This window comes from Kolteria novifilia, from assembly GCA_007748055.1.
Lineage (GTDB): Bacteria > Planctomycetota > Planctomycetia > Kolteriales > Kolteriaceae > Kolteria > Kolteria novifilia.
Map to the genome: position 1 here is coordinate 5,728,430 of CP036279.1, position 25,965 is coordinate 5,754,394.

The 25,965-nt window shown below is 62.1% G+C and carries 22 protein-coding genes; 9 read left to right on the forward strand and 13 right to left on the reverse strand.

Annotated elements, in window-relative coordinates:
• Positions 1-196 precede the first annotated feature (196 nt).
• The 3 genes from Pan216_RS21035 to Pan216_RS21045 all read right to left on the reverse strand — a co-directional run bounded on the left by Pan216_RS21035 (position 197) and on the right by Pan216_RS21045 (position 2,897).
• Positions 197-1,651, reverse strand: a complete 1,455-nt coding sequence (locus tag Pan216_RS21035) for an HDOD domain-containing protein (protein ID WP_145261073.1) — start codon at positions 1,649-1,651, stop codon at positions 197-199.
• Between the two features lie 317 nt (positions 1,652-1,968).
• Entirely contained in the window at positions 1,969-2,199 is a 231-nt protein-coding gene (locus Pan216_RS21040; RefSeq protein ID WP_419192806.1) for an FmdB family zinc ribbon protein, read from the reverse strand.
• A 122-nt stretch (positions 2,200-2,321) separates the two neighbouring features.
• Complete coding sequence (locus tag Pan216_RS21045; RefSeq protein ID WP_145261077.1) at positions 2,322-2,897, reverse strand: thioredoxin family protein; 576 nt, start codon at positions 2,895-2,897, stop codon at positions 2,322-2,324.
• Positions 2,898-3,078: 181 nt separating this feature from the next.
• On the opposite strand from Pan216_RS21045, the gene Pan216_RS21050 reads away from it, so the two are divergent.
• The gene (locus tag Pan216_RS21050; protein ID WP_145261079.1) at positions 3,079-3,291 is read left to right on the forward strand and encodes a hypothetical protein; all 213 of its coding nucleotides are present in this window, start codon (positions 3,079-3,081) and stop codon (positions 3,289-3,291) included.
• Between the two features lie 51 nt (positions 3,292-3,342).
• Here the strand turns inward: Pan216_RS21050 and Pan216_RS21055 are convergent, their stop codons facing one another.
• On the reverse strand, positions 3,343-4,539 hold the full coding sequence (locus Pan216_RS21055; protein WP_145261081.1) for a hypothetical protein: 1,197 nt from the start codon (positions 4,537-4,539) through the stop codon (positions 3,343-3,345).
• 439 nt (positions 4,540-4,978) lie between these two features.
• Between Pan216_RS21055 and Pan216_RS21060 the strand changes: the two genes are divergently transcribed.
• From Pan216_RS21060 to tyrS, 6 genes are all read left to right on the forward strand, one after another.
• Positions 4,979-5,542, forward strand: coding sequence for an RNA polymerase sigma factor (locus Pan216_RS21060; RefSeq protein WP_145261083.1), 564 nt, complete (start codon positions 4,979-4,981; stop codon positions 5,540-5,542).
• Entirely contained in the window at positions 5,539-6,066 is a 528-nt protein-coding gene (locus Pan216_RS21065; protein ID WP_145261084.1) for a hypothetical protein, read from the forward strand. The genes Pan216_RS21060 and Pan216_RS21065 overlap by 4 nt, the downstream gene beginning before the upstream one ends.
• A 60-nt stretch (positions 6,067-6,126) precedes the next feature.
• Entirely contained in the window at positions 6,127-8,052 is a 1,926-nt protein-coding gene (locus Pan216_RS21070; protein WP_145261086.1) for a cytochrome c biogenesis ResB family protein, read from the forward strand.
• Positions 8,053-8,089: 37 nt separating this feature from the next.
• Positions 8,090-10,552 (forward strand): cytochrome c biogenesis protein CcsA, encoded by a 2,463-nt coding sequence (gene ccsA, locus Pan216_RS21075; RefSeq protein ID WP_419192807.1) that lies wholly within the window; start codon positions 8,090-8,092, stop codon positions 10,550-10,552.
• 545 nt (positions 10,553-11,097) lie between these two features.
• Positions 11,098-11,895 (forward strand): putative metalloprotease CJM1_0395 family protein, encoded by a 798-nt coding sequence (locus Pan216_RS21080; RefSeq protein WP_419192808.1) that lies wholly within the window; start codon positions 11,098-11,100, stop codon positions 11,893-11,895.
• A gap of 326 nt (positions 11,896-12,221) precedes the next feature.
• Positions 12,222-13,565 (forward strand): tyrosine--tRNA ligase, encoded by a 1,344-nt coding sequence (gene tyrS, locus Pan216_RS21085; RefSeq protein ID WP_145261090.1) that lies wholly within the window; start codon positions 12,222-12,224, stop codon positions 13,563-13,565.
• A 441-nt stretch (positions 13,566-14,006) separates the two neighbouring features.
• On the opposite strand, the gene Pan216_RS21090 is transcribed toward tyrS, so the two are convergent.
• Complete coding sequence (locus tag Pan216_RS21090) at positions 14,007-15,338, reverse strand: acetyl ornithine aminotransferase family protein (protein ID WP_145261092.1); 1,332 nt, start codon at positions 15,336-15,338, stop codon at positions 14,007-14,009.
• 430 nt (positions 15,339-15,768) lie between these two features.
• On the opposite strand from Pan216_RS21090, the gene Pan216_RS21095 reads away from it, so the two are divergent.
• Entirely contained in the window at positions 15,769-16,791 is a 1,023-nt protein-coding gene (locus Pan216_RS21095) for a DUF1338 domain-containing protein (RefSeq protein ID WP_145261094.1), read from the forward strand.
• Between the two features lie 133 nt (positions 16,792-16,924).
• Here the strand turns inward: Pan216_RS21095 and Pan216_RS21100 are convergent, their stop codons facing one another.
• The 7 genes from Pan216_RS21100 to Pan216_RS21130 form a co-directional block, all read right to left on the reverse strand.
• Positions 16,925-17,455, reverse strand: a complete 531-nt coding sequence (locus Pan216_RS21100; protein WP_145261096.1) for a methylated-DNA--[protein]-cysteine S-methyltransferase — start codon at positions 17,453-17,455, stop codon at positions 16,925-16,927.
• Between the two features lie 246 nt (positions 17,456-17,701).
• The gene (locus Pan216_RS21105) at positions 17,702-18,382 is read right to left on the reverse strand and encodes an FkbM family methyltransferase (RefSeq protein ID WP_419192809.1); all 681 of its coding nucleotides are present in this window, start codon (positions 18,380-18,382) and stop codon (positions 17,702-17,704) included.
• A gap of 394 nt (positions 18,383-18,776) precedes the next feature.
• Positions 18,777-19,499, reverse strand: coding sequence for a radical SAM protein (locus Pan216_RS21110; RefSeq protein ID WP_145261100.1), 723 nt, complete (start codon positions 19,497-19,499; stop codon positions 18,777-18,779).
• Positions 19,496-20,527: an anthranilate phosphoribosyltransferase gene (gene trpD / locus Pan216_RS21115; protein WP_145261102.1), complete on the reverse strand. Its 1,032-nt coding sequence runs from the start codon at positions 20,525-20,527 to the stop codon at positions 19,496-19,498. The genes Pan216_RS21110 and trpD overlap by 4 nt, the downstream gene beginning before the upstream one ends.
• Positions 20,528-20,529: 2 nt before the next feature.
• Positions 20,530-21,435 carry a hypothetical protein gene (locus Pan216_RS21120; protein WP_145261104.1) on the reverse strand — a complete coding sequence of 302 codons (906 nt, stop codon included), beginning with the start codon at positions 21,433-21,435 and terminating at the stop codon, positions 20,530-20,532.
• A 149-nt stretch (positions 21,436-21,584) separates the two neighbouring features.
• Entirely contained in the window at positions 21,585-22,298 is a 714-nt protein-coding gene (locus Pan216_RS21125) for a hypothetical protein (RefSeq protein WP_145261106.1), read from the reverse strand.
• 524 nt (positions 22,299-22,822) lie between these two features.
• A complete protein-coding gene (locus tag Pan216_RS21130; protein ID WP_145261107.1) occupies positions 22,823-23,323 on the reverse strand; it encodes a hypothetical protein in 501 nt (166 codons plus the stop codon).
• Positions 23,324-23,662: 339 nt separating this feature from the next.
• Here Pan216_RS21130 and cimA point away from each other — a divergent pair, with 339 nt between their 5' ends.
• A complete protein-coding gene (gene cimA, locus Pan216_RS21135; RefSeq protein ID WP_145261109.1) occupies positions 23,663-25,255 on the forward strand; it encodes a citramalate synthase in 1,593 nt (530 codons plus the stop codon).
• A 74-nt stretch (positions 25,256-25,329) separates the two neighbouring features.
• Here cimA and Pan216_RS21140 read toward each other — a convergent pair whose 3' ends face one another.
• Positions 25,330-25,893, reverse strand: a complete 564-nt coding sequence (locus Pan216_RS21140) for a YqgE/AlgH family protein (protein WP_145261111.1) — start codon at positions 25,891-25,893, stop codon at positions 25,330-25,332.
• Positions 25,894-25,965 lie beyond the last annotated feature (72 nt).

A 25,965-nucleotide genomic window follows, 5' to 3' on the forward strand; every position in this document is an offset into this window, starting at 1 on the left:
CTCCAGGAGGAGAGAGCAGCGAGATGGGTTTAGTCTCGCATAACCCGCCGGAAGCGGCAACGGCGAAGTCGACTGCGCGCGTCTGGATTAGCGAGTAATCTGTTCCAACCTAACGTTGATGTTGGTATTGCCCCAACCCGTTGGCACTGGCTGACAAGCAGCCAGTGGCCCCCCAAACATTGGGTCCAGACGGAGCCTAGCACTCCTCGAAGGCGAGCCCGTCGCCTTGTTGGGCTCCATCGACCAGTTCAAAGGTACGACGGAGAAGTTGCACGGCATTCGACACGGCACTGGTCGGACAAACCGTGAGCAGTCCGAACGCCGCTCCCATGCCCGCGCTGTCGATCTCCCGCAGCGGGGGCCGAATTCGCTCGATCAGCCGCATCGCTCCCTCGAGCCCCGTGTTGCCCGCGACGACGCAGAACGTGTCGGCGCTATGGCGAAAGACCGAGTCGCTGGTGCGAAGCAGATGAACCAAGTGGTGCGCGGTGCGTTGGACGAGTTCGAGCGATTCGTCGATGCGTCCCTTTTCGTCATAGGCGTTGAGACTCGAGAGCCGAATGAGCAGGAGCGAGAAAGGCCAATGCTTGCGTTTGGCGAGGGCCATCTCTTGCTCGATGCGACGGATGAGGCCATCGCGATGGAGCAGTCCCGTCTGGGCATCAACCAACTGCGAATGATCGGCCAACGGCGCCGCGAGCAGCCGGGCGCGACTGAGCATCTCGTGAAACCCACCGGTAACGGGCATCTCCACGTCGAGAAGATCCGCGAGGTCCAACGCTCGCGCCTCGAGTTTCTGAACGACCCGGTCAAACTGGTCGCGGCTGATCAGGTCCGCTTCCTCGAGGACAATCGCGAACTTCTCGATCCGAACCAACCCCTCCTCGGACTGCATCAGGAAGCACTCCGCGAACTCTTCCGCGTATGCCATCAAGACGGGAAGCGTCCGCTCCCCCGCCGCGAGGGCCGACAGCACATTGACTTCGTGGTGTGTCCGCACCGCGTCGACGAGGTCGGAGGGAAACCGCCAGTGCTCCAAGAGACGGGCCCCAATCGTCGCATGATCGATCCCGAGCGTCGCTCGTTCGAGCTCGATCAGCGACTGACGTTGCTCGGGGCGTCGCGCCTCCTCCAGAATCGACGCGTACTGCTCGTCGTACCTGTCGGCCAACAGCAGAATCGCGATGTCCTGCGTCAAACCCGCCAGGAACGCTTTCTGGGAATCGACTCCAAAAATGCCCGCATGCAGTCGACAGCCGATCGCCGTGAGGAAAATTCGCCGCCAACATCGCCCGATCAGTGGATCTTTCGCCCGCTTGGGAAAGACCATTGTCGTGGTGGCGCCGAGGATCGCCAGACGCACGGTGTTGACCCCAAGGAGTGTCACCGCCTGCTCGACACTCGACACCTCTCCCGAGGAACCGAAGATCGCGCTATTGGCCAACCACACGATGCGCGTGGCGATGGCGGGCTCGAGTTCAAGGGCTTTGCCGAGATCCTCAATACCCGTGGTCGGATCTTGAGCGCAATGAAGGAGTGCCGCGGCGGTCTGGGGAAGGCTCGGCAAGACCAGCTTGTCGAGTTGGTCGAAGTCGACCGGGACGGAGCGTCCCCCTTCGAGTGAGTCAGGTACGGGCGGACGAGAAGACATGGACGATCCCTGGTAACTCGCGAATAATCACGTCGCCGCGACGAACGATCGGTACCGAAGAATCCCAGCCGGCACCTCGCGTGCCGGCCGCGCGACCACTTCCGCGTGAAAGACATGAAGAGAGGCTGGCGACGGCGCACGCCATCGTTCTCTCGTCCCTCACGTCTCGGATCGACTCTCAGGCTCGTTTGGCCGTATCAAGAAAGGAAAAGGCAGCGGTCCCTCAAATCACCAATGACTTGCCTTGGCGACACCCCATCGGCAGGCCCATGCGGATGGGCGACATCGCGTTTGGTCCAATCGGCTTCCCTGGCGGATCAGCTCGGAATTCGACAACAACCTGGCCGACAGGGAGCAGGTTGCGGATCGGGGCTTGCATTGCCCGCATGCACGACACTCAGTCGACGCGTCAACGATTCGCTTCCGCACGTGGGACATGCGGGCGTCTCACTCCCACGGACCAAGACTTCGACCTTCTCCTTGCAGTCGTCGCAGTCGTATTCGTAGATCGGCATGGACACCTCCTCCAACAACTTCCGCGCCACCATGGCAGTGTACCATCTATGGGCCGGCGGTACGGAGCCCCACTCGGAAAAGCGAAACGCCGGGAGCCACGGACTCCCAGCGAATCTCTTGGGTTCATTTGGCGGCCCGGCGGGCGCCGCCGGGACTACTTTTCGTAGCGGATCCCGCAGCCAACCGGCTTGGTCGACGCGGGGGCTTTGCCGCCGGAAAGCACGGCATTGACCGCCTCCTCGACGTAGCCCTTGCTCACCTTCTCCGCGTTCATGTTGTCGTCGAACGCTCCCGTGTAGACGAGCTTTCGGTCCTTGTCGAAGACGAAGAACTCGGGAGTGACCCGCGCGCCGAGCTGCTCGCCGACCTTCTGCGAGGGATCGATGGCGTAGTCGAAGTTGAACTCTTCCTCGCTCGCCCGCTTTTTCATCGCCTCGAGACCGTCGGACTCGCCCAAGTTGACGTTGATCGCCACCAGATCGGCCTTGTCCCCGTACTTGTCTTCGAACTGCTTGAGGCGATCCTGGTAGGCTTTGGCGACCGGACAGTGGTTGCAGGTAATGCAAACCACCAGCGCGTCCTTGTCGAAGTCACTCGACGAGATCGTCTTGCCCTGCGCCGTTTGCAGATTCGAGAAGGTCGGGGCCTTCGCCCCGAGTTCCAGCGGCTCCGCCGAGATCTGCGAACATCCCAATACCAACAGTGCCGCCGCGCTGACCCATCGCATCATCCGTCGACTCCTTCGCTTGTTTTGGTTCGAACGAACGTCTATCCCAATTCACGAATCTCTAAGCGGGCCGCCATGGGAAGTCAAGGCGCCGCATTGAGTAAGGTTTGACCCGGACGTTTGGCTCGATAGGCTGAGCTAGCGGGCTATTGAGGTGAATATCACGGGTGATGGGGATGACGCGATGACCCTTGAAGAATGGAGGGACGAGGAACGACTTCACGAAGAGCGGAAGTTCGGGATCATCTTCACGCTGCTCATTGTCAGTTTCCCCCTCCTGCTGCTCTTCCTCTTCAAACTCGCTTCCGGACTCGTGATCGCGTACATCGTGGTCGCGATCATTTTCCTCGCGGTCCGTTGGATCATTCGCTCGTACCGGCGCCGCAAGGATTCCTGACCGCCAACCAAGTGGGAAGAGACGGGACGATTCCCACGAGGCGCCACGGCCTCACGACCGATCTCTTGGTCTCCGAATACCGATGTTCAGCTTCCCGAAATTGTCGTTCAGCTTACTCCAGGGCTCGTGGCACCGAAGATAGAGGTGTCCCGACGACGGCGCCGTCCAGTCCTCCGTGTCGCCAAGGATAAAGGGTTCCGAAAGCTCCCAGTCCTCGGTCATGACGATTCCTTCAAGGGCGCCGCGACCGTCGCTCTCGGGTAGACCTTCCGGCCCGAGCGAGGCTCCCTTTTTCTCGATCCGCCACTTGCCGGACGCCTTCAGGGAGTAGGTGACGCCCTCCTCGACTTGGACCATCGCCGATTGCCAACCTCGCTTGGCCTCGATGCGAGCCCGCCGATAGGCCCCTTGCCGGAGTTTTGTCCCCCACTCCCAATCCCAAGCGCACAGGTCGACGCGATAGCCCGGCTCCATGTCGGCGATGAATTGTCGCCACTCGAAGGTGATCTTGTCGGCGTCGCTACCGAAAGCTTGGACGAACGAGACGTTCTCGCCGTTGAGGTAGCCGAGCCCCAAGCGGTGGAAGCGGCGCGTGTACTCGGGGTGATGAGCCAGGAAGTGGCACAGGGACCACCGCCACGCGTACTCTTGCCAGCCTCCCGGATCGGGATCCGCGTCGTTGGCGACTTGCAGGAGGGTCCGCGGTGGCTCCAGTTTCAGATACCTGATGACGTGCGGATCGGCGTTGACCTCGTCGGTCGTCCCTCGCCAATACTGCCCCAACTCGGCCATGCCCTCCGCGTACCAAACGGGCCCGGCCCGGCCGAAGGAGAGGTAGCAAAAGGCGTGGACCGCCTCGTGCAGCGCGACTTGCTTCTTCCCCGCGGCGTAGAAGGTGGCGTCGCCGTCGCGCGGGATGAATCGCGATCCGCGGCGTTCGCCGATGAAGCTCCCCTTGCAGATACCGCCCCCGTTGGCCACGCGTTCGCGAACATCGGGCGTCAGATCCGGGAAATTGCCGTGCCGAACGACGACGTGGCCGGGAATCGGCTTGATCACCCCCCGGCCAAAGTAGCGTACGAGCTGTCCGTACATTTTTTCGAGATCGTTCAGCAGCGACTTGGCATCCTCGTCGGGCAAGTCGGTGTTGATCCGAAAATGCTTGCTCGTGTGAACTTTCGTCCCGCCGTCCGGCTCGTCGGCTAGGAATGGGGTGGACAGAAAGAGGAAGCATAGGGCAAAAGACACGTCGTCGATCCTAATGAGTCGTCGATCGAGACCAGAAAAAAATTGAACGAGTCGAGCTCGCATCGCGGACTTGCGAGTTCCGTCGCCAGGGAGTTGCCTGCGGGAGGATTCCCGACACCTCGACTACTGATGATCGCACGGCGTCGGGCGGCCGTCAACCAAGTGGTGGCAACGACTCAGCTTCCGGAAGAGACGAATGTTGGCCAAGCGATCTGGCAACAAAGGAAGGCAAACACGTACAATGAGGGAGAGTGGGGATCAGACTTTTTCGAAAAACCTCCCGCCGCGATAGATCTTTCGGCTGGAACTCCGACTAGTAGTCGGTGAGAGGGGAATTATCCGCCACCGGTGCGGCGTTTCCTCGAACCAACGACGATTGAGGAGTTTGCCGAGCGAACGTGTCCTCCCCAGAGTTCTCGCCTTCGGATGGAGATCGGTCTTGCCCGATCAAGACGCTCTCGACATGGCCCAAGTGCAACGGGGCAACCGCGAGTGCTTCAAGCACCTCGTCGCGCGACATCAGTCCGCGCTCTTTCGCTACGCGCAGAGCAAACTCGGGGGACGATCGCTCGCCGAGGACGCGGTCCAGGAGACCTTCCTTGCCGCCTACGCGAGCCGACATGCGTTCGACCTCGCGGGGAACTTTCGCGGCTGGCTTTGGACGATCATGGTGAACAGCTGCCGTCGGTTGGGCCGACTCGACCAACGCCACGATCGGACGCGGATCCCGCTGGTCGAAGGCCAAGCCATCGCCGGTTCGGCCGCCGACGCGACCGCCGAGCTGGAACGAGCGGAGCAACGTGAACTGCTCGCCTCGCGTCTCGGAGCAATCCCGGAAGCTCAGGCCGACGCCATCCGAATGCGATTTTTTGGCGAACTGGCCTTCGAGGAAATCGCCGAGGTGATGGGATGTCCGACCGCGACCGTGAAGAGCCGCGTCCGCTACGGCCTGACCAATTTGTCGACGCTACTGCGTCAAGCCGAGGAGAAGTCGACGCCATGAGCGACGATTTTTTCGAACATCTGACCGACCCGAACCGCGACGCACTTCCCAGCGATCGTCGGGAATGGGAACTCGCCACCGAGTGGGAACCGGCGCTCGAGCTCCTTCGCGAGGCGGGCCCGACCAACGGCATCAACCTGGTCCCCGCCTGGGATCGGTTGCTCGCCGAGGATCCTGCCGCGTCGACTCCCCCCAAGCGACGTTGGAACCCGCCGCGATGGTTGACCCGCGTCGCCGTGGCCGCCTCGCTGCTGATCGGAGGAATCGCGATCGGCCAATCGATGGGGCACGGCGTTTCGCCAACCCAGGGCGACCGTTGGCTTCCCGCGACCGGAGGGAAGGAAGTCGCGTGTTCGTACACACCGCGGCAGCGGGAACAGATGTTCGCGCTGTTGGCCCAGTCGGCGAAACGGACGCCCGCCCTGGCCGAAGCGGCCTCGGCCAACTTGAGTCAATGCGTCGCATGCCATCAGTCGGCATTGGGGGATCTGATTCAGCCGAGCTTCTCGGCCCTACCTCGTTAGCCCAGCGGCCGGCATGGGTGCCGTCCCTCCCCTAGCGTCGCTCCACAGGAATCACGATTGATGTCGAAGAAAGATTCGCGTAGTCCCGTTATCCGCAAGCCGACCTCCGCCGAGCAACTCGCCGCGCTCAACCCGTTCGAACGCGGTCTTCTGCGGATCTTCGAGTTCATGGCGTCGATCAAACTGGCGATCACCCTGATGGTCTGGTTGATGATCGAGTGCGCCGTCGGCACCGTCTTCGAAGCGCGCGTCAACGCCTCGGCGGCGCGGTACTTCGTCTACCAATCGTGGCACTTCTACTTGTTGCTCGGACTGCTCGCGCTGAACATCCTCTGCGCGGCCCTCATTCGCTTTCCGTGGAAACGCTACCAAACCGGCTTCGTCGTGACGCACCTGGGGCTCTTAACCCTCCTCTTCGGCACACTCGTGAGTTGGAAGTGGTACAAGGATACCCTCATGATCGTCCCCCAGGGGGAGGTCGAACGGAACATCTTCGATCCCAACCGCGAAGAGCTGCGCGTCACGATCAAGTCGCCCCAAGGAAAGGAGAAACGCTTCACCGTCCCGGTCAACTTCGGACCCTTTAGCTGGGGGGAGCGGTTCCTGGGCGGCCTCTTGCCGTGGGGTGTCGATCACACCGAAACCTTCGAACTCGACGGCGATACCTCCGTGCGCGTCAAGCGATACTACGCCAACTCCGACTACACGCCGGGCTACACCACCACCGAGCAGGGGATGCCCGCGGTCTGGTTTCGGCTCTTTCACCCCGAACGGGCCGACATGAAGGAATGGCTCGCCGTCGAGCCCCGACTCGGGATGGCGACGAAACGACTCGGCCCCGCCGACATCGTTCTGTGGGAAGTCTCCTCCGACAAAGTCCTCGACCACGTCATCAATGGCTTCCCGAAGGAGAGCCCCAAGGGCGACCTCGGCACGCTCACCTACACCCACGACGGCACCCATCAATACTTCGACGTCGACAAGCTCGTCAACGACGGACCAATCACCGTTCCGGAAACGGGCGAGACCCTCAGCGCCGACTACCTCGCCAACGCGACCGTCGGAGCCGGCGGCAAACTCGTCGACAAGGGGGACTTCGCCGGCAACCCCGCCCTTCGCATCACCGTGAAGAAGGGTGACGAGGAGCGCGAGTACTTGACCTTCGCGTTTCACCCCGAGTTCCAAGGCATGCTCGCCCGCCGTCAGGGGACCGAACGGCTCTTCTCCTACCACCGGGAGGACACGCCGATCGTCGTCCAGTTGATCGTCGCTCCCTCGGGCAAACTCGGCTATCGCGCGTTCGGCTCGCAAGGCCTGATCGCCAGCGAGATCGTCGAACTCGGGAAGGAGTACCCGTCGTGGGCGGGCCAGAAGTTCATGGCGCTGAAGGCCCTCCCCAGCGCCCGCCAGGATCTGCGTCTCTCGCCCAAGCCGCCGAGCATGCAGTCGGTCCCCGGCATCGTGGTCGATGTCACCTCCGACGGCAAGACCGAGGAGATCGCCCTGGTCCGGCGAGGCAACCCACGCAACTTGCTCGTCGGCGACGACCAAATCACCATCCAGTACGACAACTTCAAGGAGACGCTCCCGTTCGGGATTCGCTTGGATGACTTCGAACAACCGAGCGATCCGGGAACGCGCAAAGCGGCGATGTACACCAGCATGGTGACCGTCGTCGACGAGGCCCAGGACAAGGAAGAGGACGCGGTCATCACGATGAACGCCCCCTTGCACTACAAGGGTATCTCGGGACCGACGTACACCTTCTACCAGACCTCGATCTCACGCTTTGGCGACGAGTGGATCTCCACCTACACCGTCGCGAGCGACCCGGGACTGATCGTCAAATACATCGGAGCCATCGTGCTCTGTAGCGGGATCTTTCTGATGTTCTACATGGGCGGCTACTTCAAGGGGGGCAAGAAGAAGCCCACCCAGCCCACCTCCGCGTACACGCAAGAAGCCGAAGAACTGAGTCTCGCCTAAGAGGCGCGACCCGGGGAACTTGAAAGGAATGGAAATCATGCGCACTCGAGGATTCACGGCCGGGCTCCTCGCCTTGCTCCTGGTCACCTCCGCGCAAGCGGGACAGGCGACGCCCTCCGAAGACTTCGATTGGGATACCTGGCGGGCGATCGCCGTTCAATCGGGCGGCAGGCACAAGCCTCTCGACACGCACGCTCGGGAGTTCATCACCCGCTTGACCGGCCGCAGCAACTTCAAGCCGGAAGCCTTCGCCGCGATCAGTATCGCCGACGTGAAGGATTGGAACGGCTTGTCCAAGGCGCTGCTCGCCGCCGCCGAGTCGGGCAAGCCGACGGCCGTCGCCCGCATCGCCAACGAACTCTCCGGAGACCTCCGCGGCAAACTCGCCAAGGCCGACCTCGACACCGAGAAACTCCGGGCGGAACTCAAATCGCTCAATTCCCAGCTCAAGACCGAACTCGACGTCGTTTCCTATGACCAGCCGACGATCCAATCGCTTCAGCAACTGCGTCAGTTCGCGATCGCCAATCGTCCGGAAGTCGCCAAGATGTTCGCCCAACGCGACAAGGTCGAAGCGGAGCTCAACGATCGCGACGCCCTCCGGGCCAGACTCGTTCACGAACTCAACGACTTGGTCGGCTGGCAGAAGCTTTACGACGCGACGGCTTGGAAGGATGTCGAACTCGATGAGGCGACACAGGCACTCGTCCAAAAGACTTCCGTGGAGCTCTCGCCGCGAGAGACCGGCTTGCTCAATCGGGCGCTCGTCGCCGCGGCCCTCCCCGAGGTCATCGCCCCCTACGTCCCCGGCGAAACCAAGTTCGGCCCCGTCGTCGTCGAGGGACGAAAGTACGATCCCGTCGAGCTCTACATGACGCTACTGCTCTCTTGGCAGGGTTGGGATCAACCGGAACAGTTCGGCGATCTGCTCGGGACCAGTTCAAGCTTTGAAGAGGTCTACTGGAAGCCCCACAAGGCCGACGCGTGGGACCAGACCCCGCTGATCAATGCTCGCTTCGAGCCGATGACGCCCCTGCTCAAACCGGAGACGCTCAAGGCGGTCTCGCCCCGCACTATCGGGGAGAACAAAGCCTTTGTCGCGAAGGCACGCGAGATCGAGATGAAGCAGCGCGTCAACTCCGACGCCAAGCTCGGGCCGCTCGAGGAAAAAGTGAGCGGCGCCCACAACGGTTACGCCAGTCTCGTTCATCAGCGAATCGGCAACGAGCTGCATATCCTGCCGAATCAATCGACCGACAGCAATGACTGGCAGCCGATCGCGGTGATGTTCAGTTCCGACACGGGGTTGGCCAACGAAGGTTACGACACCGCGACCATCGCGAGTCTGAGAAAGTCCTTCCAGGATGCTCGCGAGGGTCTCTTCGGTAACAACGCCGCCAAGTTCAACGACGCGTCGCGCCGCTTCGCCGATGGGCTGCAACAACTCGGCGAGAAGTCGCACATCTATCCGACCGAGGCCGAGATCGCTCGCGAGCTGACGTACAACCGCAGCAAGCCCTTCCGCATCACCTGGGTGCTCGCGTTTCTCGCATCGGCGGTCCTCGCGATCAGCCTGGGCGTCAAGAGCCCCTACCCCTACTACGTCGGCATGGCGACCCTCATCGCTTCGATGGCGTCGATGGTCTACGGCGTCTACCTACGAATCATGATCGCCGGACGCCCTCCGGTGACCAACCTCTACGAAACGCTCCTCTGGGCGGCCTTTGTCCTCGCGGTCCTCGCGGTCTCGCTCAGCGCGATCTACAAGCACCGCATCATCGCCACCGCGGCGGCGGTCACCTTCTGTCTCTCGACACTCCTGGCCGAGTCGATTCCGATTCAGTTCGGCGCCTCGATCAGCCCCCTGGAACCGGTCCTTCGCAGCAACTATTGGCTCATCGTCCACGTGCTCACGATCGTCGCGAGCTACGGGGCGTTCATGCTCGCCTGGGCCCTCGGCAACATCGGGCTCGGGTTCTACCTCGCGGGCGTCGACCGTCCCGAGGACACCAAGCCGATGGCGCTCTTCGCCTACCGCGCGATCCAGGTCGGCGTCTTGCTGCTGACGATCGGGACGATCCTGGGCGGTGTTTGGGCCGCCGACTCGTGGGGCCGCTTCTGGGGATGGGATCCGAAGGAAGTCTGGGCGCTGATCGCGCTGATCGGCTACCTCGTGGTCTTGCACGGTCGTTTCATCGGCCTCTTCAAAACCTTTGGCATGCTCGCCGGCTCCGTGCTGATGTTCATGCTCATCGTCATGTCGTGGTACGGCGTCAACTTCGTCCTCGGGGCGGGGCTCCATGCCTACGCCTTCGGCGAAGGAGGAGTTGGCTACGTCTCGACCGCGGTCGGTGCCAACCTCGCCTACGTGGGGGCCTGCTACTACGCGGCTCTGCGGAGCAAGTCGGCTCGAGCCACCCAGAAAACCGATGCTCCCGAGGAGACCGACATCGCCGATGCCTCCGGCGACAACCTCGAGCCCTCCAACGCCCCGGCGTAGTCATCGGTCTGGTGGGTCCCGATGGTCGAATTCAGCGTCCAAACGCCCTCCTGGGTGAATTGGGCGCCCAATCAGACCCACGCTCGTCGTGGGCATGCCAATCAGACCCACGCTCGTCGTGGGCATGCCAATCAGACCCACGCTCGTCGTGGGCATGCGGGGAGCACGTTGAATTCGACCAGATCCCGCCCGAACGATGGACGAGCGTTCAAGCGACGAACTTGCCAATCAGGGCACGCGTGAGCCGTGATCCATTTAGGCTCTCGGGTGCCGCTGGCTGCTCGTCAGCCAGTGCCGAGGGGATACGGGCCCGTGCACTGTCGTCGTGGACCGAGGCTTCACACCACGTCCAACAATCTCGCGCGGATCCCTCGTCGAGTCGCGTCACTCCATGCCGCGATTGGTCCCCGAGAGCCATTCGCGTCCGAGATCGCCTCGATTGGCGGGTTGCTTGGGGGGATCGGAAGGTATAGTGAGAGAAGGACGGGTGCGCCGTCCTCTCGCTCGCTCCGTGAAGAGGGCGTGAGGTCCATCGGGAGCCAAGGTTGGGCACGATCTCGCCGCGGACAACTGTGAATCCGTTCGTCTTCTCCCGCTTCGCGGAAGAGGAGTCGGTCGCTGCCGCGCAGGAGACGACTTCCCCCGATGTGCCCACCGACGACCCGGCCGTCATCGCCTCCTTCTCGGACGAAGCCCCCGATGCGACCACCACGGAAACCGACACTAACGGAACCGAGGAGGATGCGACCGAAGCGGAGTCCACCGAATCATCGTCGGAGCGGTCGGTGTCGGGAGAGGAACTGACCGCCGAGGAAGTCGACGAGGTCGAACAACTCGAGCAGCGAGACCGCGAGGTCAGGCAGCACGAACAAGCCCATGTCGCGGCCGGTGGCCAATACGTCGTGGGTGGACCGAGCTACAGCTACCAGCAAGGCCCCGACGGGCAGCGCTACGCGGTCGGCGGTGAAGTCCAGATCGACACCGCCCCGGAGCGTGAGCCCGACGCGACGATTCGCAAGATGCAGCAAGTCAGACGTGCCGCCCTCGCTCCCGCCGAGCCCTCGGCTCAAGATCGCTCGGTCGCGGCGGCCGCTTCGCGCCAGGAGCAGCAAGCTCGCGCGGACCTTCTTGAAGAGCAGCAAGCGCCATCCGAGGAGGAGACGTCGGAATCCGAGGGAATCTCCGAGGCCGACAGTCCCCGCGAGGTGGCATCCGCTTCGGAAATCCAAGCCGACGAAGCTCCCGACGCTCCATCGGCCGCGTCCGCTCAGCAGACCCAGCAGCTCGCCAGCCAGCTCACTGCGTCCTCATCCAGCGGCAGCCTTCTCGACTCTCTCGTTTGAGTCGAACTCTCCGACCGCTCCCCCTTGTCCAAGGGGATTCCGACCGCTCCCCCTTGTCCAAGGGGGAGTTGGTGGAGGTCTCTTCTTCCCCTGTCCTGGATGCCCTCGGTTGCTTGCCAACCGAGGTGGCGAAGCCATAAGAGCCCTCGGATGACGCGATCGTTTGACGATTGAGGGCAAACCTGCTCTGGGGGCGCTTGTTCGCGCTGCCACCCGAACACAGATAGACCGCCCCTCCCGACTCCTTTGAGGAAAGGATCGCCGTAGAATGGCGGTTTGTCCGATGGGAAACCAAGCGCGATAGCGAAGCCGAGGAGTATGGCAGCGTGACCGAAGCGGCCTTTTGGAGCGACCTGACCGACCGGGGCATGGTCCAACAGACGACCAACGAGACGATGGGCGACTGGATCGCCTCCCAACTGGGAAGCAACGACGAGCTGACTTGCTACTGCGGCTTCGATCCCACCGCGGACAGTCTGCATATCGGTAGCTTGCTCCCCGTCGTCGGCCTGCGCCGGCTCAAGAACGCGGGCCTCAAGCCGATCGCCCTCGTCGGCGGCGCCACCGGGATGATTGGTGACCCCAGCGGCAAGACGACTGAGCGAACGCTCCTCGATGCCGACGCCCTCGATGCGAACGTCAAAGGAATCGGCGGCCAGCTCGAGACGCTGCTTGAGGGAACCGCCGGGCAAGACTTCCTCATGGTCAACAACTACGACTGGTTCGGCGACATTCGCTTCGTCGACTTTCTCCGCGATGTCGGCAAGCACTTCTCCGTCAACATGATGGTCGCCAAGGAATCGGTCCGCGCCCGCCTCGAGGACCGCGACCACGGCATCAGCTACACCGAGTTCAGCTACATGCTGCTCCAGGCGTACGACTTCCTTCACCTCTTCGAGACGCACGGCTGCCGACTGCAAGTCGGCGGTAGCGACCAGTGGGGGAACATCACCGCCGGCATCGACTTGATCCACCGCAAGCATCACGGCGAAGAGATCGAAGGAATCACCTTCCCGCTGATCACGACCTCGAGCGGGAAAAAATTCGGCAAGTCGGAGAAGGGGAACATCTGGCTCGATCGCAAGCGGACACACCCCTACTTCATGTACAAGTACTTCTTCGACACCGACGATGCGGATGTCGTTCGATTCCTGAAGTGCTTCACGTTCGTGCCCCTTGAGGAGATCGGTGGTCTGGCGACGAGTATGGAGACCGAGCCCCATCTGCGGGCGACCCAGAAGGCCCTCGCGCGCCAGGTGACCGGGATGGTCCACGGCGCCGAGACTGCCGAAGCGTGTGCCGGGCTCGAGCCGGCGATGCACCACGACGACGTCGAGGCGTTTGAGAAACATGCCGAGACGCTGGGACTACTCGACCCGTCGAGCATCGGTTCGGAAGAGTCGTCAACCGACTTGCCCGTCGTTCATCGGCCGCTGTCGGAATTACAGGGCGAGGGCTTGCTCGCGGCCGATCTGGCGATCGCGTGCGGCCTGTTCAAGTCGAAGGGCGAGGTTCGCCGGGAAGTCGGCAGCAACAGCGGCTTCCGGATCGATGGCAAGCCCGTGGAAAGCTTCGACTACCGGATCACGTCCCAGCTGCTGGGGAGTCGCCGGGTGCTTCAGATCCGCAAAGGGAAGAAGAACAAGCGCATGGTCTGCTTTCACGGCTGACCCGAACCAGGCATCTTGCCCAAGGTGAAGTCGCCAGGGCGTCGACAGGAAGAATCTACACCGGTCCGATTGTAAGAGTTGGATCAATCGTGCCGGCGGAGCTAGCATCCAAACTTTTCCAAAAACCTTTAACCCATTACACGCAAAAGGCTTACGCATCCCCAGAGGCTATTCCAATCCGGTTCTGGCACGCTCTTCGCAATTACATTCTGGCGTAACACGGGCGTCGCCCCGCAGGACTGATGGGAACCCCCGAACTCGTCGGAAACCTGAGACGCTCGTGAGCACCCCCGCTTGATTCTGCATTCAGCACCTCGTTCTCCCCGTCCCCACGGGTCGCGTCCGTTGAGCTAGTCCCCCGCTAGCCAACGAACGCGACCCGCTCTCGTCTTTCTTGGGATCGTTTTCAGCATCCTTTGACAGCGAGCACTCGCGACTCACTTATTCTCCCTTCTCCACCTCGATCATCGCGTCTTCGAGAATTGCCATCGCAACGGTGATCTCGTCTCGGGAGACCGTCAGCGGCGGGCAAAAGCGGATCGCGCTTTCGCCACAGCCGAGGATGACTAGCCCCCGTTCGAAGGCCCGCCGCACGAGTTGATCGCGAACTTCGGCCGCGTTTCGGCCTGTCTCGGGATCGCCGAAAAGGTCGAGCGCGAGCATGAGACCCTTGCCCCGAACTTCGCGAATCAGCGATCGACGAAGCGCGAGTCCATCGAGGGATCGCCGCAACTCCTCGCCCATCTCGCGGGCATGCTCGACGAGGTCCGCCTCGAGTAGCTCGATGGTGGCGAGAGCCGCGGCGCACGCGACGGGGTTGCCGCCGAAGGTGCTCGCATGGGCGCCCGGCGGCCAGTCCATGACATCGCGCTTCGCGACGATCGCCCCGAGCGGCATACCCGAGGCGATCCCCTTGGCCAGACAGACGATGTCGGGCTCGACGTCCCAATGCTCGATCGCGAACATCCGTCCGGTCCGCCCCATGCCACTTTGAATCTCGTCCATCACCAGCAGGATGCCGTGCCGATCGCAAAGGGAGCGAAGGCGCTGGTGAAAGTCCTCCGGGGGCACGATGTAGCCCCCCTCGCCCTGAATCGGTTCCACCACAATTGCCGCGACACGGTCAGCGGGAAGCGTTCGCTTGAAGAGGTTCTCCTCGATCCAGCGAATGGGATCGACATTGTCCGTCGGAGTTGAGGCGGATGGATAGGGAACGTGGCTCACCTCGCCGAGCATTGGTCCGAAGCCTTCGCGTTGGCGCACCTTGCTGCCGGTGAGGGAAAGCGCCCCCATCGTCCGGCCGTGAAAGGCGCCCCAAAAGGCGATGATGTGGGGGCGTTTGGTATGAAATCGGGCCAATTTGATCGCTGCTTCGATCGATTCGGCGCCGGAATTGGCGAAAAAGACCCGTTTTGGCGTCGCTCCGGGGGCGATTCGGGCGAGAGCCTGGGCGAGTTCGCTCATCACCGGATAGCGATAGTCGGCCCCGCACATGTGGAGAAGTTCCGACGACTGTTTCTTAATCGCGGCCACCACATGTGGATGACAATGCCCCGCGGCGCAAACGGCGATGCCCGCGGTGAAATCGAGAAACTCGTTGCCGTCGACGTCTTCCAGCCAAAGCCCTTGGCCGCGTTGAACCACCAGGGGAACGTCCCGCGTATAGGAAGGAGAGATGACCGGGTCCTCGGCCGCGATGATCCGCTGGGCTTTGGGCCCTGGAACTTCGGTGCGAAGGGCCGGGCGGCGCATCCGTTCCAACGAGTTGAGCATCGGTGATTCTCCTAGGTTGCTGACGTCTGGACGTGTTCTCCTGGCAATAAGACGGGATCGCCAACGCGATCCGCGGCGCCCGGCGACGACTCGGTGGGACCTTGGTCGAACGTTGGAAATGGTTCGCGAAGGGATCGTTAGTGGCCGCGAATGGGACGAGGCGCCGCCGCCAACGGCCCTCAACATCGTCGCCCGGAGGGGCAATTCCCCAGGAAATTCTACCGCCACGAAAGTGTCCAAGCGTCGAAACCGAGTGATCCAAAACAACCAACCAAGGAGTCTGACGCGGATCTGGCCGAGTCATTCAGTTTCCGATTTGAAGCCTCCGAGATGTGGAAAACGTCTTGAATCACAGCTAGATTGACATGGAGGTGACAACCTGGGCCCGCTGGTTGAGCAAGGAGTGGGCAACATACCGCGAGGGGGTCCCATGCCGCCCAAGGCGAAGACGCGTCCATCCAAGAAAAGCCGCGAGACCACCCCGAAGGAACAGACGCCTCATCGCGACTTGCGCCTTGATGGCCGGCGCGAGCTCTTCGCGGCGGAACTGTTCGATCGTCTGTGGAAGCAGTACCGCAAACGCGTCCCCTACGTGCAGGTCTACGAACAGATCATCGGCCTGGCGGGCGCGAGCTTCGTCAACGACCACATCGCGTTTCGAACGATCGCCACCGGGCGCGGCGGTGCCGATGGCATCGCGTCGCTCGCGCGGATCTTCGAGGCCGCCGGCTACCGCGCCGCCGGGTGCTACCAATTCCCGGAGAAGCATCTCGGCTCGATCCACTACCAACACCGCAACCCAGACCTGCCGAAGCTATTTATTTCCGAGCTGCGCGTTTGGGAACTGCCCTCGGACATTCGGCGATTGGTCTTGCGGACGATCGGCCGTTCCACCGACACGCTGCCGACGGGCTTCTTCGCGCGCGTGTGGGACCTCGATCAGTCCAAGGAAGAGTCGCCGACTCGACTCGCCAAACGGACGCACCGGTACATCGGCTCGTTGCCCTGGAGTCCGCCTCGAAAGAAGGACGTGATCGCCGTCAACGAAGTGAGTCAGTTCGCCGCCTGGGTGATGGTCCACGGCTTTCAAGTCAATCACTTCACCGCGTTGGTCAACTCGCACGGTGTCGCTTCCATCGACTCGATTGACAAGACGGTCGAGGCATTGCGGGAAGCGGGCGTGCCGATGAAGACGGAGATCGAGGGCGATCCCGGCTCGCGACTGCGACAAACGGCGACGGAGGCGGTGACGATCGAAGTACCCGCGCGCGTCGGGGGCAAGAAGGGAACGATGCCCTGGCCATACGCCTACTTCGAGATCGCCGAACGGGGTGATGTCGCCGACCCGACGACGGGCCAAACGGTACGATTTGAAGGGTTTCTCGGGCCGCAAGCGACCCAGCTCTTCGAGATGACTCGCCAAGGCGAACCGAGGGGCGCCACCGGATCCTAGCGGACCGAGCATCGACTTCGCACTGGGTGCCATGCTCCACGCTTGCGTGGGCATGCCGAAGGACTCCACGCTTGCGTGGGCATGCCGAAGGACCACTAGCGGCACGCCCATTTCTCCCGATCGCGCGATCGGGTCACGTCATCCGAGCTTCAAGCTGCAAAAGACTTCGCTTGAAGGCGAGGCCGTTGGGAACGGAGTAGCCGCCGATCTTGCCGTCAGACCTTAGGACGCGATGGCACGGCACGACGATCGGCCACTGGTTGAGCGCCATCGTGCTGCCGACGGCCCGGTAGGCTCGTGGCTTGCCCGCGGCTCGGGCAAGTCCCGCATAGCTCATCGTCCGACCGGGAGCGATCTGGCGACACTCGGCCAGGACGCGCTGGCGAAAGGGTGTCAGGCCGGTGTCATCCACGGGGACATCGCGAAAGTCGTCGGGCACGCCCTCGCAGAAGGCGACCAAACGTTCCGCGATCGCCGAGGTCTCGCTCCAGCGCCGTGGATGCCAATACTGCTGAAGACTCCGCTTCAGATTCTCTTTGCTGGGATACCCGACCCGGACCCCGACAAGGACACCCTCTCTCTCGATCAATCCCATGGGCCCTAGCATCGTGTCGAATACGATCGCCTCGAGCGGACCGGATTGTTGCGCGATGTCGGCGAGCATCCAACACCCTCCTCGAACAGATGGCGACTTTCGCAGCCATTCCTATGAACCAGAAGGCAGGCGTCGGGGGAGGAGGTGCTGAACGCTTGGGGCCTTTCACGTCTCTAAGTGAAGGGCCAAGGCGAGAGCGATCAACGGGCTGTTAGCACTGGCTGACAAGCAGCCGGTGGTCCCACAAAACTTAAATGGACCAGTGCACGAATCCCTCTTCCACCGGGAGAGGGGAACCGTGGCATCCACTTGAGATCACCAACGTCTCTTGTAGGTGACGTCCCAGTAGATCCCGCCGTCCTGATGACGGGCGAACTCATGGCGGGAGAAGGGCTTGAATCGGTGCTGCCGCAGGAAGCGGTCGATGTCGGTCAGCTGGCAACATTCCGCGTAGGACTCGAAGTCCGCGACCTCGGTCTTGATGTACTTGAAATTTCGGAGAATGGGGGCCGCGCCCTCAAGGACCAGGAGTTCCGAACCCTGGGTGTCCATGATCAACGCGTCGTACCCGGACGGGTCGATGTGATGTTCCGAAAGAACCGTGGGCAGCGTTCTGCTCGTGAGCGTGATCGCGTCGGTGTACGTGACCTCGGGCCAGATGTCCTTGTGGTCCTTGAAGTCGAGGATCGACGACGATGCGCCGTTGTTGTTGGCGATATTGAACTGGTAGCTCTCGCCGTCAAGATCGGTGATCAGCGCTTGGACGGCTTGTTGGCGGCTGAAGGTCTCGATGTTCGCCGTGAGCTGCTCGAACACGAAGGGAATCGGCTCCACCCAGAGGACCCGCAAACCGAGGGCCTGGTAGGCTTCTCGTTCCTGGCCGGCGTTGGCGCCGACGTGAATCACGCCCTTGCACGACTCGAGGAAACGGTCGGGGTCGCGATCGAACAACTTGCGGATCCGCTGAAGGACACCTTCGGTGGTCGGACGAATCATCAGTGAAGCCCTCCATGGCGACAAGTTGGACCGAGTTGGCGAAGTAGGCAATGCCGAACACGGCGTCGAGCGGACACTCCGCCGAGAGCGCCCAGGCCGACGAATGGCGAGGGGCATTTCGGACGGCGTTGCGCGATTTATCTCATGTCGCCGGTGACGGTTCAAGGCGAGTCGAACCGAATGAGGGCCTGATGACGCATTGGCGTGAGAGAAGAGGGCTCCGCCAGGGAAAGTCTGGCGCTTCGCCACACGGGCTGCGAGCGACGCTAGTGCTCTGTGCCAACTTGAAGTTAGTGTTACTGCAACCCTAACCCTTTGGCACTGGCTGACAAGCAGCCAGTGGCTCCAAGACTTAAATGGACAAGCGCACGAGGGATCCCGAGAGGGAGTCGTCTCAGACGCCGCGCGTCTCGGGATGCCAAACGTACTTGTGGATCTGAAGTTGCACTCGCACCGGCAACGCGGCGTCGATCACCCAAGCGGAGAGGTCGGCCGGGTTGAGTTCGCCAAAGACGGGCGAAAACAGGAGTTCGTGCTCGCGAAGGTGATGGCGGTCGATGAAATCGACGGCCCAATCGAAGTCGGCTCGATCGGCGAGAACGAACTTAAGCTGGTCGTTGGCCTTGAGATACGCCAAGTTCGACAGCAAGTTGCTCGCCACCTCGCCGCTTCCGGGACACTTGATATCCATGATGATCGTGACCCGCGAATCGACGCGGTCAATCGGCATGGCGCCGGAAGTCTCAATCAGCACACGCTTTCGGTCCGCCAGCGCCGCAAGCAGCTCGTAGCACTCCGGCTGGGCGAGCGGTTCGCCACCGGTCAGCTCAACGATATCGGTCGGAAGAGCGTCGACCGCGTCGAGAAGCTGGTCGATCGTCATGGCTTGACCGTCGCGGAATGCGTGAGTCGTGTCGCACCATCGGCAACGCAGCGGACAGCCCGCCAACCGCACGAAAATGCACGGCAAGCCGGCGTCGAGCCCTTCGCCCTGGATGCTGGTGTAGATCTCGTGAACCATGAGCGTGCCGACCGGACGCCGCTCGATCGGTTCGAGGCGTCTGGTCTGCTCGGTCGATAGGATCGCCAATGGATTGGTGGCGGCTGTCTGAGTCATGGGGCCGAAAATTGCTCGCGATTCGTACGACGTACCAACTCTTCAAGTTGGGACAACGCACGCCCATCGTCAATGGCCTTTTCCGCGAACGCCACTCCTTCGCGTAAATCGTCGGTCCGTCCAACCGTCAGCAACGCGGCCGCCGCGTTGGCCAAGACGACGTTGCGGGCGGGCCCCTTGTTGCCTTTGAGAACGGACGAAATGACCACCGCGCTCTCCTCCGGCGAAGCGACCCGAAGCGCCCGATTGGGGTTTTGAGGCAATCCAAAGGACTCCGGCGACCAGACGCGAGATTCGAGTTCGCCGCCTCGGATCAAGATCGCCTCGGTGTTGTCGGCCAACGTCACCTCATCGAGCCCATCGACGCCGCGGACGACCGTCGCCGCCTCGACTCCCAGTTCCGCCAACGCCCGGGCGACTTTGTCGCTCCACTCGCGACGTCCGACCCCGACAAGTTGGTAGTCGGCGCCCGCCGGATTGGTGAGAGGACCGGCCAGGTTGAAAATGGTGCGGAACCGCAGTGTTCGCCGTACCGGCATGACGCGTGCCATCGCCGGGTGCCAGCGGGGAGCGAAGAAGAAGGCCAATCCGATCTCGCGGAGGCACTCGACGTTGATTTTCGGTTCGACTTCGATGTTGACGCCGAGGACTCGGAGGACATCGGCGCTGCCGGTGCTGCTCGAGACGGCCCGGTTGCCATGCTTGGCGATGGGCACGTCGCAAGCCGAGACGACGATGGCGGTGGCGGTGCTGATATTGAAGGTGCTGGAGCCGTCGCCTCCCGTGCCACAGGTATCCAGCAGCCCCTTGATGCCGTGGTCGATCTGTTCGGCTTCCTCGCGCATCAGCGAGGCGACGCCGGCCAATTCCTCGACCGTTTCGCCTCGAACCCGCAGTGCGGTGAGGAAGGAAGCGACGATCACCGCGTCGACGCTGCCCCCCATGATCTCGGTCACGGCAGAGCGCGTTTGTTCGCGGGTGAGAGTCTCGCCGTCGGCGAGGCGCGGTAAAAGTTCGACGACGGACATCGCTAGCGGGGTCCTCCGACCACCCAACCGAGACAGCCCGGCAAGTCTTCGAAAATGCCATCGAGGCGGTTCGCGAGGGAATGATACGAATCCGCGTCGAACCCAGAGACACCAAAAGACCCTACCATATCGGCGATCCAGGGCGTGCCGATCTTTTCCGACTTCGCCGCCGTGACCAGCGATGCTTGGTCACCCGTGACGACGAGCAGATGGGCCTCGGTCCCGACGGGGAGCTGGTCGACCTCGACGCGGCGAGCCAGAAGCGTCGACCGGTCGAAGCGTTTCAGCTCCTCCCAATCGTCGCTCGACCACTCTTGCTCCCCCATCCAAATGCCGACCGATGGGGCCGACGTTCGCAGCGGGAGCATCTGGGCAAGGGCCCCCTCCTTCTCTTCCCCCAACCTCCCGGCAACGAAAGGTCCAAGCCGATCGGTCTGGGCGATCGAGTCGTGATCGAATTCCGTTTCGGGAAGGAGGAGCGTGATCTTCCACTCGTGCCAACGTCTGAGTGACTCCTCGTCGAGGGTCCCGGTCCGAAAGCCACGAATGAAGGTCGGTTCGCCGTTGACCAGGAGCTTGTTCTCACGAATCGAGAGCACGCGGAGCCCGAGTGTCAACTCGACCGACGTTGCCCCACCCGACTCCCGTTCTCGAAGCGAATAGAGGAAGGGATGGGCGGGTTCCCAAAAGTTGGGGTCGAGAACCTGGACCTCATGAACCGCGGTGCCATCGGCGTCGTCGGTGCGGACCGTCAACCGAAAGTCGGCCGGGAGCGTCCGGGCGTAGGCGCACGTCGGGCCGGAGAGGATGCCTTGTTTGATCATCCCGACAGGAGAGAAGATGGCGATCCGCGCCGAGTTGCTTTGCAGTCCAAGGAGGTGCGCATAGGCATCAAAGGTCGTCGTCATGGTCGTGCGAGCCAGTCTCTTTGCAACATGCCGTTGGTCGCGCCAGACCCCGACGCCAGCTCGCCGTGCACACGACCTCTCCTAGCCATTGGCGGAACGTCCGTCTTGAGAGTGGGCCACAGGCCCACCCAACGACGTGAAGTGTCGACCTACTCGCCGGTGTGGTGCACGTTCGGATCGTTGGATCCGGACGATCCCCCGGTCCCTTCGATGCGGACCATGCGAGCGTCGAGGATCTGGTCGGACAGCCGTTCGACACGTCCGATGTTCAAGACATTCTCGAGCACGACCGGACGGGATTCGCCCGGAACATCCATCACCACGCGACCGGCACCCGCGAGCAGATACTCGAAGACGTCCGAGATCTCCTTGTTGAGCTTCAAGCCGGTGGTGGGATAGCGCTTCTGGTCGCCCAGGATGCCTTGGTGATGGACCAGCGAGTTGGGCGTCAACTCCCAGTAGTCGAAGCGGGTGACGCAGAACATCCCCGCGAAGAGTAACCCGTTTAAGTAGAAGTAGAAGAGGTAGAACTCGTAGGAGGCGTAGACGTCTCGGGCCTGAATGAAGAGCTTCAGCGGTTCGATGATCGTGAATTGGTGATTGAGCAGCAAGAGCCCCAGCACGATCGCGACGACCGCGACCGCGACGGTCAGCGAGGTCGCACGGGGGAATTCGAAGGTCAGCACCATCAGGTTGATGGCCAAGACGACCAAGAAGCTGCAACCCCAGACCTCCTGCCAACTGATCGGCGCCAGTTTCTGGGCCAAGGACATGAAGAGGGCAAAGATCGCCGATGGCCAAAGAAAAAACATCTTAGGCCAGGGGCGAATGATCAGCTTCTCAATGACCTGCTGTTCCGCCATGCGTGCTTCCTTCCACCACGTTGCCGAGTTGGGAATGCTCGTGGTCGACACCGGTTCGACGACGAGCGACTCATCCCACAATACCCCAGGCCGACACGCCGTCGGCACCAGCCACCCAGGCGATTTGAATAAAGAGAATCGAAAGAATCAAGGCAACCTCGGAGTACCAAGGTCTCCAAGGCGACTCTTGGAGTGCGATCGGGGACACTCTACGGAAGCATTCGCTCCGGAGGGCGAAAACTTGGATTTGGGATGGTTTGACGAGGGTATTCGTCGCCGCAAATGGGCCCCGCCCGGACTTCAGTGACGAGAGAGCGTCTCACCGTCACTGGCTGACAAGCGGTGGCCCCCGAATGCTGGGAGGACTGAGGAGCTAGCGTCCTGATGGGCAAGTTCGTTCATGAAGTCTCGGCCCTGTCTTCGTGCGGCAAATTGACCGATGACAGGTGTTTCCAGCATGCCCACGGCGAGCGAGGGCATGGCACCCTAGAGTCATTTAGACAATGAATTGACCAATCGGGACACTAGGAGCGCTCGTGGGGTTCTTCGGCTTCGATGGGGGGCTGATCGACGACCGCCATCTTCTTGAGCAGGCCGTACATCGACGAGAGATGATTGAGCAAGGCGCCGAAGCGATCGACCAGATCGGTGCGAACGTAGTCGGAATCGAAAAGGTTTTCGTCGTGTTCGTCGACGAACTCGACCAATTCGCCCAGTGTGTCGCCCAAGAGTCGGCAGACCGTATCGCGGGCCTCGTGGCAGCGTCCGACCAAGGTATGATTGTCGCCGACCCAGCGTTCGAACTCTTGGCGCTGCGACTTCACTTGCTGCTGATAGCGTTCCTCGGTGCGGCGGGCGTGCTGGACCTGTTCGCGGTTGAGCTTGATCAGTTCGCGCTGCCCACTGACCAACTCACGCAGCAAGTCGGTCATTTCCTGGGAGGGGGCCGGGAGCAGTGGGGATTCGCCGCTCATCGCGGGGGTGACGTCGATGCTGCAGGAATAGGAGTCTTTTGGTGAACTCACGGCGGGTCGCCCTCGGTCGAGTGTGGACAAACGAATTCCGTTTGACGCTTCCTTTGATCTTACCTACGGTGAACTCCAAGGCAACGGTCTCGTCGCAAAGCCATATCCGACTTGGAGGTGCGCGAACCTCTCGGGGCTCGAGCGACTCCTTCGGAGAAGGCAGCGACTCGTCGCCCTTCGTCGGGGAGACGGTCGCCAAGCCAACCTGGCCCAATCGACCAGAGGCCGTCCACGACCCGGGGAACTCGACGCGAAGTTCCCTCTCATGGATGCGGCGGCCGAACGTCTTCCGAGCCGCGAACTTACGTCGCCCAAAATCAGCAACACGAGAATGCCGCGATGACAAGAATCTCGATCTATGACACCACGCTCCGCGATGGGAGCCAAGGTGAAGGTGTTGACTTCTCGCTGCAGGACAAGCTTCTGATTACTCGTCGATTCGACGAGTTGGGCATCGACTACATCGAAGGGGGCTACCCACTCTCCAACCCCAAGGACAGTGCCTTCTTCAACGAAATCCGCAAGGAGACCCTCCGCCACGCCAAGGTTTGCGCCTTCGGCATGACGCGTCGCCGCGGCATCACCGCCGACCAAGACGTCGGCATGAAGTCGCTGATCGAGTCCGAGGCCCCGGTCGTGACGATCGTCGGAAAGACCTGGGACATGCACGTGACCGACGTCCTTCGGGTCGACCTGGAAGAAAACCTTGCGATGATCCGCGACTCGGTGGCTTACTGCCGATCGCAGGGCCGCGAAGTCTTTTACGACGCCGAGCACTTTTTTGACGGACTCAAGAACAACCGCGAGTACGCGCTCAAGACGATCCGGGCCGCCGAGGAAGCCGGCGCCAACGTGATCATCGCTTGCGATACCAACGGCGGAAGCCTGCCGGAGTGGATCGCCGAGGCGATGGATCTGGCCCGCTCGAGCGTCTCCGCCCCCCTTGGCATCCACTGTCATAACGATAGCGACTTGGCGACCGCGAACAGTCTCGCCGCCGTCGAGCACGGAGCGACCCAGATCCAGGGAACGATCAACGGCATCGGCGAGCGCTGCGGCAATACCGATTTGTGCGCCGTGGTGGCCAATTTGGGCCTAAAAATGCCCGGTTTCGAGGTTCTCGAGCCCGAATCGCTCGGAAAACTGACGGAAGTCTCCCGTTTCGTGTACGAATCGGCGAACATGAACTTCCGAACCGGTCAGCCCTTCGTCGGCGCCAGCGCCTTCGCCCACAAGGGCGGGATGCACGTCCACGCGATGGCTCGCGCCGCCAACTCCTACGAACACATCGAACCCTCCCTGGTCGGCAACGAACGCCGCTTCCTGATCAGCGAGCTCTCCGGCCAATCGAATGTCCTGGCCTTCGAAGGGGGAAAGTTCGAGCTGACTCGCGAGCAAGCGGTCAAGGTTCTCAACCGCGTCCAGGAACTCGAGCACGAGGGTTATCAGTTCGAGGCCTCCGAAGCCTCCTTCGACTTGCTCATCCGACGCGAGCTCGGCGAGTATAAACCCTTCTTCAACCGCATCAGCTACCGCGTCAACAGCGAGACCGACTGTCATCAGGACGAGCCGATCACCGAGGCGACCCTCAAGATTCGCGTCCACGATCAGATCGAGCATGTCGTCGCCGAGGGGGATGGGCCGGTCAACGCCCTCGACGCCGCCATCCGAAAGGCGCTCGAGCCCTCCTACCCGATCCTCAAGGAGATGAAGCTCGTCGACTACAAGGTGCGGGTCGTCAACGCCCGCGCCGGCACCGCGGCCCGTGTCCGCGTCACCATCGAGTCGAGCGATTCCCACGATGTCTGGGGAACTGTCGGCGTTCACGAGAACATCATCGAAGCGAGTTGGCGGGCCCTCGTCGACAGCGTCGAGTACAAGCTCTCCAAGGAGCAGCAAACACCCGTCGGCGCCGAAGCGGTCTCGTCCTGACCGGTTCGTCGCCCCCCCGCCAATAGTGGTGGGACAAGGCCCACCCTACGGGCTGATGCCCGACCCAACCCGGATCAATTCATGGATGGGTCTTTGGGGACGTGCTTGACCTTGAGGGCGGGAGGAATCGTCGTCCCGGCGATCTCGTCCATCACGTCGCTCCAGAACTCTTCTCCATCGCGAAAGACATGCAGCGATTCGGCCGACGTTGTCAACCACGCCCCCTCTTCGAGTTCCGATTCGAGCTGACCGGGGCCCCACCCGGAATGTCCCACGAAGAACTTCGTGTCATGTTCCGGCGCCGCGACCAGTCCTGAAAGCTCGTCCGCCCCGGCACTGAAGTAGACGCCGGGCAGGATCTCCATTTCGGAATACTCCTCGTTGTTGTGGATCGCCATCAGCGGTCCCTCGACCGGGCCCCCACGATGCAGCGCGTCCTCGCGCAGGCAAAACGACTCACTGACTTGGGCCCACACTTCGCGGATCGTGGTCATCATCGGACGATTGAGCACCAGCCCGAACGCCCCCTCGTCATCGTGGTGAATCATGAGGACCACGGTCTTCTCGAAGTTCGGGTCCAGGAGCTTGGGCGACGAGACGAGCAGTTGTCCCTTCAGCGAATCGTGAGCGGAACTCATCAACAACGACTCCTCGAGGAACGGTCCACGCGAGCCGCCCCGACGTCTCGAGTAACGCGGGGGCGGGAACGG

Coding starts and splice junctions, on each gene's coding strand:
- Pan216_RS21035 (WP_145261073.1), bottom strand. CDS start 1,651: ATGTCTTCTCGTCCGCCCGTACCTGACTCACTCGAAGGGGGACGCTCC.
- Pan216_RS21040 (WP_419192806.1), bottom strand. CDS start 2,199: ATGGTGGCGCGGAAGTTGTTGGAGGAGGTGTCCATGCCGATCTACGAA.
- Pan216_RS21045 (WP_145261077.1), bottom strand. CDS start 2,897: ATGATGCGATGGGTCAGCGCGGCGGCACTGTTGGTATTGGGATGTTCG.
- Pan216_RS21050 (WP_145261079.1), top strand. CDS start 3,079: ATGACCCTTGAAGAATGGAGGGACGAGGAACGACTTCACGAAGAGCGG.
- Pan216_RS21065 (WP_145261084.1), top strand. CDS start 5,539: ATGAGCGACGATTTTTTCGAACATCTGACCGACCCGAACCGCGACGCA.
- Pan216_RS21070 (WP_145261086.1), top strand. CDS start 6,127: ATGTCGAAGAAAGATTCGCGTAGTCCCGTTATCCGCAAGCCGACCTCC.
- ccsA (WP_419192807.1), top strand. CDS start 8,090: ATGCGCACTCGAGGATTCACGGCCGGGCTCCTCGCCTTGCTCCTGGTC.
- Pan216_RS21090 (WP_145261092.1), bottom strand. CDS start 15,338: ATGCTCAACTCGTTGGAACGGATGCGCCGCCCGGCCCTTCGCACCGAA.
- Pan216_RS21095 (WP_145261094.1), top strand. CDS start 15,769: ATGCCGCCCAAGGCGAAGACGCGTCCATCCAAGAAAAGCCGCGAGACC.
- Pan216_RS21100 (WP_145261096.1), bottom strand. CDS start 17,455: ATGCTCGCCGACATCGCGCAACAATCCGGTCCGCTCGAGGCGATCGTA.
- Pan216_RS21105 (WP_419192809.1), bottom strand. CDS start 18,382: ATGATTCGTCCGACCACCGAAGGTGTCCTTCAGCGGATCCGCAAGTTG.
- Pan216_RS21110 (WP_145261100.1), bottom strand. CDS start 19,499: ATGACTCAGACAGCCGCCACCAATCCATTGGCGATCCTATCGACCGAG.
- trpD (WP_145261102.1), bottom strand. CDS start 20,527: ATGTCCGTCGTCGAACTTTTACCGCGCCTCGCCGACGGCGAGACTCTC.
- Pan216_RS21120 (WP_145261104.1), bottom strand. CDS start 21,435: ATGACGACGACCTTTGATGCCTATGCGCACCTCCTTGGACTGCAAAGC.
- Pan216_RS21125 (WP_145261106.1), bottom strand. CDS start 22,298: ATGGCGGAACAGCAGGTCATTGAGAAGCTGATCATTCGCCCCTGGCCT.
- cimA (WP_145261109.1), top strand. CDS start 23,663: ATGACAAGAATCTCGATCTATGACACCACGCTCCGCGATGGGAGCCAA.
- Pan216_RS21140 (WP_145261111.1), bottom strand. CDS start 25,893: ATGAGTTCCGCTCACGATTCGCTGAAGGGACAACTGCTCGTCTCGTCG.